Origin of the sequence: Dissulfurimicrobium sp. (genome assembly GCF_049968175.1) — a bacterium.
Lineage (GTDB): Bacteria > Desulfobacterota > Dissulfuribacteria > Dissulfuribacterales > Sh68 > Dissulfurimicrobium > Dissulfurimicrobium hydrothermale.
In genome coordinates this window covers 1-12,290 of the sequence record NZ_JBMFRG010000058.1, presented here as the reverse complement: position 1 = coordinate 12,290, position 12,290 = coordinate 1, and the positions used below count along the sequence as shown (strand labels likewise).

General features: G+C 48.3%; 11 protein-coding genes. 7 read left to right on the top strand and 4 right to left on the bottom strand.

The annotated features are described in order from the left end of the window. Positions 1-382: 382 nt before the first annotated feature. The 3 genes from ACP5SG_RS07845 (at position 383) to ACP5SG_RS07835 (ending at position 1,638) form a co-directional block, all read left to right on the top strand. Entirely contained in the window at positions 383-724 is a 342-nt protein-coding gene (locus ACP5SG_RS07845; RefSeq protein WP_428123319.1) for a hypothetical protein, read from the top strand. A 164-nt stretch (positions 725-888) separates the two neighbouring features. Next, complete coding sequence (locus ACP5SG_RS07840) at positions 889-1,119, top strand: hypothetical protein (RefSeq protein WP_424661346.1); 231 nt, start codon at positions 889-891, stop codon at positions 1,117-1,119. 327 nt (positions 1,120-1,446) lie between these two features. Further along, positions 1,447-1,638 carry a hypothetical protein gene (locus ACP5SG_RS07835; protein WP_237888406.1) on the top strand — a complete coding sequence of 64 codons (192 nt, stop codon included), beginning with the start codon at positions 1,447-1,449 and terminating at the stop codon, positions 1,636-1,638. Here the strand turns inward: ACP5SG_RS07835 and ACP5SG_RS07830 are convergent. Beyond that, complete coding sequence (locus ACP5SG_RS07830; RefSeq protein ID WP_424661347.1) at positions 1,597-2,091, bottom strand: bifunctional nuclease family protein; 495 nt, start codon at positions 2,089-2,091, stop codon at positions 1,597-1,599. The genes ACP5SG_RS07835 and ACP5SG_RS07830 overlap by 42 nt on opposite strands. A gap of 138 nt (positions 2,092-2,229) precedes the next feature. Here ACP5SG_RS07830 and ACP5SG_RS07825 point away from each other — a divergent pair, with 138 nt between their 5' ends. Further along, positions 2,230-4,107 (top strand): hypothetical protein, encoded by a 1,878-nt coding sequence (locus ACP5SG_RS07825; RefSeq protein WP_237888408.1) that lies wholly within the window; start codon positions 2,230-2,232, stop codon positions 4,105-4,107. Beyond that, the gene (locus tag ACP5SG_RS07820; RefSeq protein WP_428123315.1) at positions 4,094-5,188 is read left to right on the top strand and encodes a glycosyltransferase; all 1,095 of its coding nucleotides are present in this window, start codon (positions 4,094-4,096) and stop codon (positions 5,186-5,188) included. The genes ACP5SG_RS07825 and ACP5SG_RS07820 overlap by 14 nt, the downstream gene beginning before the upstream one ends. A 48-nt stretch (positions 5,189-5,236) precedes the next feature. Here the strand turns inward: ACP5SG_RS07820 and miaB are convergent, their stop codons facing one another. Genes miaB through ACP5SG_RS07805 form a run of 3 tightly spaced genes read right to left on the bottom strand, consistent with a single transcriptional unit; the run spans position 5,237 to position 9,156 of the window. Beyond that, positions 5,237-6,580 carry a tRNA (N6-isopentenyl adenosine(37)-C2)-methylthiotransferase MiaB gene (gene miaB, locus ACP5SG_RS07815; protein WP_237888410.1) on the bottom strand — a complete coding sequence of 448 codons (1,344 nt, stop codon included), beginning with the start codon at positions 6,578-6,580 and terminating at the stop codon, positions 5,237-5,239. After that, positions 6,555-6,812 (bottom strand): DUF4911 domain-containing protein, encoded by a 258-nt coding sequence (locus ACP5SG_RS07810; RefSeq protein WP_237888411.1) that lies wholly within the window; start codon positions 6,810-6,812, stop codon positions 6,555-6,557. The genes miaB and ACP5SG_RS07810 overlap by 26 nt, the downstream gene beginning before the upstream one ends. Positions 6,813-6,870: 58 nt before the next feature. Continuing rightward, complete coding sequence (locus ACP5SG_RS07805) at positions 6,871-9,156, bottom strand: PAS domain S-box protein (RefSeq protein WP_428123310.1); 2,286 nt, start codon at positions 9,154-9,156, stop codon at positions 6,871-6,873. A 263-nt stretch (positions 9,157-9,419) separates the two neighbouring features. Between ACP5SG_RS07805 and recJ the strand changes: the two genes are divergently transcribed. Then, positions 9,420-11,159 (top strand): single-stranded-DNA-specific exonuclease RecJ, encoded by a 1,740-nt coding sequence (gene recJ, locus ACP5SG_RS07800; protein WP_237888413.1) that lies wholly within the window; start codon positions 9,420-9,422, stop codon positions 11,157-11,159. Beyond that, positions 11,149-12,290: AAA family ATPase (locus tag ACP5SG_RS07795; protein ID WP_428123307.1), on the top strand; the 1,142-nt coding region annotated here is incomplete at its 3' end. The genes recJ and ACP5SG_RS07795, both read left to right, overlap by 11 nt.

The following is a 12,290-nucleotide window of genomic DNA, read 5'->3' as shown; positions in this document are numbered from 1 at the left end:
CGACGACGGCCGGCAGTCTCACATCAATAACTGCCGTATAAACGTACCAATTGACCTGATTTAAGAAGGGATTACGACCGGGCATCCCCGGGGAGCCAAAGAATTATGGTGCTCTCGTACCAATTGACCTGATTTAAGAAGGGATTACGACCAAGGATGTTCGCCTTGCGCCCTTTTTTCGGGCCTGACGTGTACCAATTGACCTGATTTAAGAAGGGATTACGACCCTAAATGTCGCCTTTAATGACATAACTTTGTACCAATTGACCTGATTTAAGAAGGGATTAAGACGTTTGCAATATTGCAAAGGATACAAATCTAAACTTTTAGTGCTACACTTGACCTGATTCAGGAAGAAGAAAAAGAGGGAGGAGGTTACACTATGAAAAGAATCGTAGTTGTATTGGCGATGTTGTTGCTTGTTGCAGTTAACGCACAGGCCGTGGATTGGAGTGTAGTCAAGAGCGGCGCATACGGTCAACTTTCTTCATCTACTTGGCTTGCAACATACTATTATGCCATGGCAGGGGAAAAGCTAATCATTTGGTCTGACAAGACTGGATTGTGGTGTGAGGTTATGGGAGCAACTTATAGGCAAGCACTATATGGCTTGAAAGAAAATTCTGTATACACTACGCTTTATGACGACCTCTACATATTGGTTTGCATAGCGCCGTACTACAACCAAGGATATGGTTGGATAGCGGTCATAGCCTTACCTTAACAGGAAGTGTTCTGTTATTTTCCACAGAAACAGACACCATTTTCGTTCCAATTGACCTAATTTAAGAAAGTTGCTCGCCAATCGGACGTCGGCTGGAGTTATAATCCAGGCAGGGGGGCGTGGTTTCCGAACCTTGACAAGTACGACTATTCCGTAGCGAACAAATGGGTCGAAGGGGGCTCACGAGACCTGATTTCATGGCATTTTTCGGCGGTAAGATCAAGGGCAACTTTCCAGTGGCCGTGCTGGATAAGGAATATATGCAGGCACTAGGGGCCAAGAGTCAGACGGTCTATATGTCTGACGAAACGCTGGCAAAAACAGGGTTAAACATCCAGACATGGAGATGGGTGTCTATCAGCATCTCCCTGATATCATTGCAAGGGTGCAACTGATCGTCCAGGATGTGGAAAATACATTCGTCTTCTTAAAGATAGATAAAAAAACTTTATTATGAGGCAATAAAAACACGACAGGGACAGGCGAAACAAATCTTCTCACATCACTGCGGCCTGCAAGAAAAAGCGATGTTGAAATGATAAAAAAGAAGGGGAAGGTCTTAAAAGATGGATTATAAAATCATAAAGGCTCTGGGTGGGACTCCCACACCCCCACACGCGAACCGCTCTTGATAGAGCGTCCTATGGCCGGGAGATCCACCGTGTTTCCAAAGCCTTTATAATTTATATTGAGACATTATCGCAGGAGGTTGTCAATAGGTAATGATTGAAATCAAGATAGACGGAAGCCAACTAAAGCAACTGAACCGGACCATTGACAGGGTGGCCTATATGACCCCTGTCATGCGTAAAATCGCGGGCGCGATGCACGAGGCGGTCGAGGAGAACGAGCCTTACAAAATTAAACCGCCGCTACATCTTGTACTTAAAATCTTTTGGATCAAGCTCATTTAATATCTCATCCCAGCTCTTTTGGCCGGCAGATCTCTTCAGTGATCCTTGCCCATCAAATGACCTGACTTGTCTTATAACCGATTCGTTTACAAATATCTGAGCACCTGCCCTGAGTGCGATAGCCACCGCATCACTCGGTCTCGCATCCACCTTTGCCTCTTTTTCTCCATACTTAAGGGTGATAAGGGCAAAATATGTGTTGTCTTTTAGATCGGACACCTCGATTTTCAAGACCTCTGCCCCGATTGCATTAAGTAGATTTATAATAAGATCATGGGTCATCGGTCTTGAAAATTCTATCTTCTCCATCTCTGTCGCGATAGCCGTAGCCTCCAAAAGACCTATCCATATGGGAAGCATCCTGTCGCCGTCGACTTCTTTCAGTATCACAATGGGCGTATTTGTATCAGGATCTATAGTGATTGCATGCACATACATCTGTATATTTGCCATAAGCTGATATTTCCTTGTTTTTTTTATTTTTTAATTTATTATAGCGCAAAAATTCATAATCGTCCGCACCGATTTCAAACCTGGATTAAGAGAGATAGTCATCCTTGAAAGACACCTAAATAAAAATTGCCGGACCTTATGGCCTCCTTCATTAGCATCCTGGGTTATATACTAATTTTTTATACAGTTTTCCAGGACAATCCGGAGTTCCTGCCAGCTTTTATTATATCAGGAATCATATCCGTTCTCTACCTCTTTGGACTGAACGGCTGTCTGTATCGAGGTGCAGAGGCCATTTTCCTGATAGGTATCGCATTTTTCATCGCCTTTTCTGCGTTACTCATCTTTAAAGACAGAATAAAACATCTGGCCTCTTCCCCTGGCATCACCATATTCATACTCGCCTTTTTGTCGGGTTATCTGCTGCTCAAAGGCGCTCATTACAGGAATTGGGACGAATTTTCACACTGGGGCCTTGCAACAAAAGAGATGCTCATTACCAACTCCCTTGCAACCACCGCCGGAGCTGTCCAGTTTCTCGACTATCCCCCAGGCATCAATCTCTTTCACTACTTCTTTCTCTTAAACAACGCGATGGAAAGAGAAGCTGGCACCTATGTGGCCCATCTCATCCTGCTCCTCGCCCCTCTTGTCATTCTTTTATACCGCACCGGATGGCGCGATTGGCAAAAAATACTCCTTGTCATCCTAATTGTCCCATGCATCATCATAACTCTTGGAAACGGGTTCAGGTCGATCTATTCGGATCAACTCCTGAGTGTGTATTTTGCAGCCCTCATAATAGGTTATGCACACCTAGCAGACGGCCCCAAGAGGCGTATCCTGTTCCTTTCACCCATGCTGTTCTTGCTCCCCATGATCAAGAAGACGGGCTATCTCCTATCATGGTTTGCTATAGCTATATTCTTTGCTGATCAGGCATTGAATGCTTGGCGGCCCGACTGCGAAAAAAAAGGCTGCGTGCTGCGGCGCAGGATCGCCAGAGGCGTCAATGGCCTTTCAATTATCGCAATTCTTGCCATGATCCCATGGCTATTTGAATATACGTGGAATACAAGGATCAACTCCCTCCACCTGCCTGAGACCTTTTCAATTCCGTCTAACATCAAAGACATTGTTTCAGCCTTTACAAATGCGGCACCTCCATTCACCAAAAAAGTGATAGCCAACTTTAAGGCTAAAACCATCACATCCCTCATTGACCCGACAAATCTCCTCTTCGGGCACATCTTTTTCATCTCGACAATCTTTTGGTCACACAGCAAAGGGCTGACAGGCCTCACAAAAAGGATGCTCCTTGTCTATCTAATGCTCTTACTGTTTCTCGGCGTCTATACATTTGGACTTTTATGCATGTATCTCTTCAGCTTTACGCCCGATCTCGCTGCCACGCTTAGCTCCTACGACAGATACATGGATATCTTCTATGCAGCATTCTGTCTGAGCGGGTTCGGATTTTTCCTGATGATCGACTGGGGTGACCTGGGTCATAAGTGGTTTTGGGGCTGTTTCCTAGGTCTCGCAGCCCTTGCCGGTCTTTGCTATTGGTCATTCATGCAGAGACCCGCCCCGGACTACCAACAGGTCGCCCGTGAAAGAAAGGAACTATGTGCTATCGTAAATGCGGCAAAGAGCGTCATTAAGGGCAGAGACAAGGTATATCTCGTGATACAAAATGATGAGGGCTTTAAATTCCGCATACTGAAATACGAACTCTCCCCACAGATAACACAGACTTGGTGCTGGAGGCTGGGCGGCCCGAAACACAAATGGGATGTCTGCAACTGTGACGAGACGGTCGAGCAATGGTCCGACGTCTTAAAAAGATGGGACTATGTGCTTGTAGCGGACTCAGATCAGGAATTATGGAAAAGATATGGCAGGCTATTTTGCAAACACGGCGCCTTACTCTACAAAGTGACCAACAAAAACGGGACGCTTGTCAAACTGGTGCCCTTGGTCTTCATGAAAAAGGAAAAACATGATGGTAATTAGCCGCGCCACAGAAACTGCAGAAAGGGATATCGCCCCCACAAGACTGCCTGTAGTCGTTATCCCGGCATATCAGCCGCCAGGTAACCTGATCGGGATAGTGGCCGAACTGCTTCATGAACCCTACCCTCTTATAGTGATTGTAAACGACGGCTCATCCATTGACAGGAGTTGGATATTTGACGCCGTCTCCAGGATGGAACGAGTGGTTGTACTGAGCCATGCAGTTAATCTCGGCAAGGGTCAGGCGCTCAAAACGGCCTTTAATTACGTGCTCCTGAACGCACCTTCAACTATAGGGGTAGTAACGGTCGATGCAGACGGCCAACACCTTCCAAAAGACGTACTGCGTGTGGCCGAAGCGCTGGCCGAGACCCCGGAATCCCTGTGTCTTGGGACAAGAGAATTCGAAGGCGGCGTGCCACTCCGAAGCCGCATAGGAAACGCCGTCACAAGACAGGTATTCCGCTTCTTTGTCGGGCAGCCGCTTGCCGACACACAGACCGGACTCCGAGGAATACCGGCCAGATTTTTAAAAAAACTGCTTCGCGTCCAGGCGACCGGCTATGAATTCGAGCTCGAAATGCTCATTCTGGCATCAAGGACCGGGATGAATATACGCGAGATTAGCATAAGGACCATATATGAGAAGCATAACCCAACTTCCCATTTCAATCCGATCCTCGACTCCATGAAGATATATTTTGTCTTCATAAGATTTGTTTCGGCCTCGCTCGCCTCGTTTTTCATAGATACCACTGTGTTTTCCATATCCCTGTTCCTGACCGGCCAAATATTTCTCAGCATGGTCGTCGGACGGATCGTAAGCGGGACGTTCAATTTTTTGTCAGTGAAGGTGATGGTATTCCAATCGAGAGGGAATATCCTGCTTGAGACGGTCAAATACATATCGCTGGTCGTTGCGCTTATGCTCATCTCATACGGGCTGATTAAATCCCTCGTGGTATTCGGCGGTATAAACCCATATGCGGCTAAGATACTGGCAGAGACGACCCTATTTTTTGCAAGCTTTTCCATACAACGGAGCTTCATCTTCCAAAGTGATATGAATAGACCGTACTAGAGATGCTAGGGCGTTAAGATTCAACAAAAGTTTGCCTACGGCCGCAGGTCAGACCAGTTCGCCGCAGAGGCAGTGACAGAGTGCCTTTGTTATCCTAACGTTGACCAGCTGGCCGATAAGGCTCATCGGGCCAGGGAAATTAACTACATGATTGCCGGTGGTCCTGCCTGCAAGCCAGGCCTGATCGGTCTTGCTCTGCCCTTCTACAAGCACCTCCACCTCTCTTCCGCATAGCTGTTCATGACGCCCGAGACTGATCTCGTTTTGAAGTTCAAGGATCGCTTTCAGGCGCCCGGCCTTTACATCTTCAGGTACCTGATCTTCGAATTCAGCGGCCTTTGTGAAGGGCCTCGGCGAGTATTTGAACGCAAATATCTGCTCATAACCCACTTCCTTTAAGAGACTCATGGTCTCTTCAAAGTCCTCATCGGTTTCTCCGGGAAATCCTGCAATGATATCAGTGGTAAAGGTGATGGAAGGACACATATCCCTAAGCGTCTTTATCCTGTCCAAATAGTCTTCGCGCGTATAGCGTCGGTTCATACGCTTCAAGATCCTTGTCGAGCCAGATTGAACGGGCAGATGCAGGTGTTTGCAAAGATTAGGTATATCTCTAAAACACTCGGCCACATCATCGCCGAGGTCACGTGGATGGCTAGTGGTGAAGCGAAGCCTCAGGAGACCCGGTATCTTAGCGACCTGCTTGAGCAACCCGGCAAATCCCAGACCCCCGTTCTTTTTTCCATAGGAATTAACGTTTTGACCGAGGAGTATAATCTCTTTTACGCCTTGTTCCACCAAGGCCTTTGCCTCGGTAAAGATGTCGCCGACAGGCCTGCTTACCTCCCGCCCCCTCACATACGGAACGATGCAGTAGGTACAGAAGTTGTCACAACCCTGCATTATTGTTACAAATGCACGCACCGCACCCTCGCCGAGGACAGGTACCCCTGTAAACGGAATAGCAAAGTCCCCGCTCAATTCTGTAGCGCAGACAGGTCCAACTCCTGCCTTAACAGCGCCTATCATCTCAGGAAGCCTGTAAAGACCCTGGGGTCCGAACACAAGATCAATATGCGGCAATGACTTTAAGAGCCTCTCCCCCTCCTGCTGGGCGACACAACCCCCGACACCTATAATAAGCTCTGGGTTCTTTAACTTAAATTCCTTGAATCTCCCAACGAGACTGTAGAGCTTATGCTCGGCCTTCTCGCGGATGGAGCAGGTATTCACCAATATGAGGTCGGCATTGCGCGGGTCTTTGGTGATGGAATATTCACTTCCGAGCACCTGGATCATCTTGATGGAGTCATATTCATTCATTTGACAGCCGAATGTGGCTATATAAAGCCTTTTCCGGCGGATATCAGTCTTTGCAATCATGGCTTTCATAGCTGTTTTGCTGAATGGAACCGACAGCAAACGGTCTTAACCTCCAGCTTAAAGACATCAATATCTCAAAAAGATCTTCTTTTGCGCCTTCAATTGCAATTATACGGACAACCCCGGCCGCCTTATCGACGGTGCTCACCATGAATGAGTTGTCGTAACCTTCCAATATGAAACGCAAAAGATATACCATCGATGGCTCTATGCGCAAGATGAATTCATTTAATCCATCCATACAACCGCACCGCTGATATCAACATATCCAAGGCCCGACAACGATTTTATCGGATTCATTATTTGGTGTTGAGTGCCTCTTTGATCTTGGAGAGCAGTTCTGAAGACTTAAAAGGTTTTTGAAGAAACCCCATGACCTTCTTACCGGCAAACCTGCTTATCACGTCCCTTTCGCTATATCCACTGGAGAGGACCACCTTGACATCAGGCGATATACGCCGCATCTCCCTGTAGACCTCATCGCCGGAAAGATGCGGCATGATAAGATCAAGGATCACCACGTCGATCCGATCGTGGTATTTTTTAAACTTTTCAACCGCATCCATCCCATCCTTTGCAGTAATGACCTTGAAACCAAACTCCTCGAGCACCATTCTTGCTATGGTTCTGACACTCTCTTCGTCATCCGCCACCATAACTGTGATATTGTTGCCGACGGCCTCAAGCGAATCGGCCGGTTTTATCTCCCTCTTATCATAAAAGGCGCCCTGCGCACAGGGGAACAGGGCCTTGAACGTACTTCCTTTGCCCAGTTCGCTGTAAACCTTTATGGCACCCCTGTGGGCTCGAATGATTCCGAGGCTTGCCGCAAGACCGAGACCTCTGCCCTGAAACTTTGTGGTGAAGAAAGGGTCAAATATCTTCTTTACAGTCTCACTGTCCATGCCACAGCCAGTATCAGAGACTTCTATATAAGTATAATAGCCCTCTTTCAAGTCGTCATCCAGATAGGTCTCGGAAAGATAGGCCCTATCCGCGTGCATAACCCCGGTGGAGACGCTGATAAGCCCGCCCCTTTCGCCTATGGCCTCGGATGCATTTATGAGCAGGTTCATGAGCACCTGACGCACCTGTGTCGGATCGACATTCACGGGCGGTATATCGTAATTCAGATCTAATTTCAAGACAACCTTCCTTGAAACCATAGACTGTAAGAGGTGGGCGGTCTCTTCGATGAGCTTGGCGAGATTCACCGTCTCCAACTGGAAAACGCCCCTTCCGGCGTAGGAGAGCATCTGGCTGCTGAGCTCCGCCCCCTTCTGCGCCGCTTCTATAATGTTCTGGATCGCCGGCCTGGCTGGCGACTCCTTGGTGAGCTTCAAAAGGGCTATCTCGGCATACCCCAGTACACCCATAAGGAGATTGTTGAAATCATGTGCAACACCGCCGGCCAATATCCCTAAACTCTCTATCTTTTGGGCCTGCCTAAGCTTGACGTCAAGCCTCTTTCGCCGCTCCTCCTCTTTCTTTTTAACGGTTATGTCCCTGATGATACCGAGAAAAAATGGCTTGCCGCCTATCTTGACGGACGAAAAAGAGACCTCTACGAATATCCTCTCACCGTCTTTCTTTTTTGCAGCAAACTCTACGAGTTTGTTTTCGAACTTGCTTATGCCGGTCTCTTTGAATCTCTTATGCGCCTGGATATATGCCGGGATCTGTTCATCAGGAAGAAGCATGGTATGGAGGTCCCTGCCGACGGCCTCTGCCGATGAGTACCCAAAGACCTTCTGCGCAGTACTGTTCCAATAAGCCACTTTGCCGTCCATGTCCATAAGGACTATGGCGTCGGATGCCATGCAACTTATGGCCCTGAATTTCTCCTCGCTCCTTGCAAGTTCAGTCTCTATCTCCTTTTGAACCGAGATGTCTTCAAGCGCCCATACGATCTCATCTGGCCCAACGGACTGTCCTGCAAGGCGGCACCAGAAGAGTCGACCCGACTTGTGGCGCATGAATTGTTCAATACTGACATGACCTTCCTGCCTGACCCGCGGATATACAGCCTCTCCGAAACGTCTGAAGTCATCACTGGATGGAAAAAAAATCTCTGTCTCCCTACCGGATATCTCACTCAAGTTATAACCAAAAAGGTCTCCGAAGTACCTGTTTGCGGACACGACCTTCCTATCTTTTACAAGGACAATCCCGACGGCCGCGTTTTCAAGCATTATCTCACGGAGATCGCGACCATCCGTCTTGGAGTCATCAAAACACCCTCTATAGCAATCAAAATATATATGAAGTCCGCCCTGCGGCAGCCCATCTCCGTTGTGCAACGAGGAGATGATTACATTGGCCTTTCGAGAAAGGCATCGGTCTGATTTTGCAACTGCAACAGCCCGTCCCCCAAGGATAAATTTCCTATGTGGACATCCACCGTCCGGTTTGCCCTTGCCGCATATCTCAAAACACGGCCGGCCCAGGACATGCTCCGGTATGATATTGGCAGCCTCCAGCAAGGCCCGGTTGACCCATATAACCTTGTAGTCAAGGCCGAGAAAAGCGGCAGGATAAGCCACCAAATCAAGGATACGGAACCCTTCGAGATATCCAGCATCCATACCCATCCCCCAAATATAGTTCGGCCATAGCCAAATCAAAATGCTGTAAAAGATGTAAATTATAATTATAAACAAATTTATATACAATTAGATGGATCAAATTACAATATTCAAATATTACAATCAAATTATTCAAAATACCCTACTCGGCCCCTCAAAAAAGAAAAGGCAGCGGGATTTTTGGTCAAAATAGCAGATAGACGGACCCGCTGAATCATGGATGGAAATTGACAGCTGTTGATTCTCTTATTAGGTTTCAGGCCATGAAATCCATAATACTTGGCAAATCCTGGCAGTTCGATACAGTTGACCAGACCGTTGTCGATGACATAGTTCGAAAGATCGGCATCCCGCATATCATCGCCAGGCTCTTGTGCCGGCGCGGCATTGATTCGCCAGATGTCGCCGAACGACATCTGAACCCAGCCCTTGCCTCACTCAGCGACCCATGGAGGATGGCCGACATGGATAAGGCGGTGGATAGACTCGTAAAGGCGGTTGCGACACACGAGCGGATCGCGGTATTCGGCGACTATGATGCAGACGGTGTCACAGCATCGGTATTGATGTCTCAGTTCCTCTCAGGACTTGGGCTGAATGTCACGGTCCATATACCAGACAGGGTGCGCGAGGGCTATGGTCTAAACATAGAAAGCATAAAAATTTTCAAATCAAAAGGCATAAGTCTTGTCGTCACCGTTGACTGCGGCATAAGCAACCATCAAGAGATAGCGTTTGCAGCCGATCTCGGGATAGACGTCATCATAACCGATCACCATGAACCACCGTCTCACCTGCCGCCTGCATTGGCGATCCTTAACCCTAAACGCCGTGACTGTCGATTTCCCTTTAAAGAGATTGCGGGCGTAGGTGTCGCATTCAACCTGGTGCGGGCCTTAAGAAGCAGGCTGCACGGCCTTGGGCGTTGGAGAAACGGGGATGTCCCGAATCTCAAAAACTGCCTAGATCTGGTAGCGATAGGCACGGTTGCAGACATGGCGCCGCTGCTTGGAGATAACAGGATCATGGTAAAGGCCGGCCTAGAGGTGATAAATACAAAGGCAAGACCAGGCTTAAAGGCCCTCCTACAGGTCAGCGGTGTATATGACGCGGTCGGTACAAAAGACATATCTTTCCGTCTGTCGCCGCGCATAAATGCAGCAGGCCGTATGTTTCATGCCGACGAGGCGTTCAAACTCCTTGTAACGGACGACGACCAGTTCGCAATGAAACAGGCCGAAAGGCTGAATTCTATAAACCAGCAAAGGCAGGCCGAGGAGGCGGCGATACTCAAGGAGGCGCAAGACATCATAAAAGGGCTCGGCGAACGGCCTGGATATGTTGTTTATTCAAACAACTGGAATAAGGGTGTAGTCGGCATAGTGGCGTCTAAATTGATGGAACAGCTTTCAAGGCCCGTGATCCTCCTGGCCGTTGAAGATGGCGCAGCCTATGGGTCAGGACGAAGTCCAGATGGAGTGAATCTATATGAGATACTTTCTGAATGCGCCGAGCACCTTGCCGCCTTCGGTGGACACAAGGCCGCTGCAGGACTTCATCTTGACATAGACAACCTTGGGCCCTTCACAAAGGCCTTTGAGACCTCAATCGCCGCGAAGATCTCGGATATCGACCTTACCCCGAGGCTGAAACTTGACTGCCCTGTCTCCATGCAAGAGCTCATCTCGCCTGAATTCCAATACTTCTTTGAGATGCTGGAGCCATTCGGTCCAGGCTACCCGGCCCCTGTAATTGCCCTGCGAGATTTCTTGATCCTCTCATCAAAGGTTGTAGGAAACAACCATCTCAAACTGACGCTGAAACCAAAGCCCTCGCCCGATTCTCAAAACGGCATCAAAATGGAGCTGATCGGATGGGGGCACGGCGACAAGACCGATCTTCAATGGGAAGGGCTTGAGCTTGCCTGTACGCCTTATATCTCCGTATGGCAGGAAAGGAAACGCCTGGAACTCAGGCTAGAAGACGCAAGAAATGCGGCTTGACTCCCTTATTATATACGGCTTCAAGTCCTTTCCGGAAAGGACAAGGCTCACATTTTCCAAAGGAATAAGTGCGATAGTCGGTCCGAACGGCTGTGGCAAGTCAAATATAGTCGATGCAATAAGGTGGGTCATGGGGGAACAGAGCCCAAGCATATTAAGGGCCAAGTCCATGGAGAACCTCATCTGCAGCGGTCACGCCGGCAAAATCTCAAATTTCGCTGAAGTTATGCTTATAATTGGAGATGCAACTGCAATAAGTCTGCCATGGCTTAATGGCGCCCCTGATATCGAGATCTCCAGAAGACTTAGCCGTTCGGGTGAAAGCGAATACCGTATAAACGGTAAGGGCGTAAGGCTCAAGGACATCCAATATCTATTCATGGATACAGGGGCCGGTGCCAGGGCATATGCCATAGTGGATCAGGGCAAGGTTGGGACCTTTGTTGATATGGACGCCGAAGAAAGGCGCTGTCTCATCGAAGAGGCGGCAGGGGTTGCAAAATACAAGGCAAGGCGGCTCGAAGCCGAGGCGAAACTTGCTCAGACGAAACAGAATCTCGAAAGGCTTGAAGATCTGATAATAGAGACGGAAAAACAGATAAAATCCCTTGAAAGACAAGCTAAAAAGACCGAGAGATACCTGACCCTGAGAAAGTCGCAGGAGATGCTTGAAAAGGCGCTCCTGGCCGATGAATGGATTGATAAATCAGATGCATTAAATATCGCCTCTAGATCAAGAGAAGACCTTGTTGGAAGATTAGCCGTCCTCAAGTCCGTTGAATCGGGGCTGGCCGCCCAAAAAGAGACCAAGGAGACCGAACTCCTTGAACTTGAAAAGGCCATCAGGGAAATCGAGGAAGACATCTTTGCCGAAGAAGAGAGGCTCAAGGGCATGAAAGAGGTCCTGTCGTCCCAGGAGAAAAATCTCATCTCGGAAGAAAATAGGCTCAAAGAAGCCCAAACCGCCATCTCAGGACTTTCATCCAGACGAGAAGGCATTATGCGTCGTATAGGCGAGATCAAAAGGGATATAGAAGGACTGGAGGAACAAAACAAAGGGCTTTTGTCAGACCTGAGGATCCAGGAAGACGGTATCAATGAAGCTGTCGAGGCGAGAAACAGGGTTAAGAG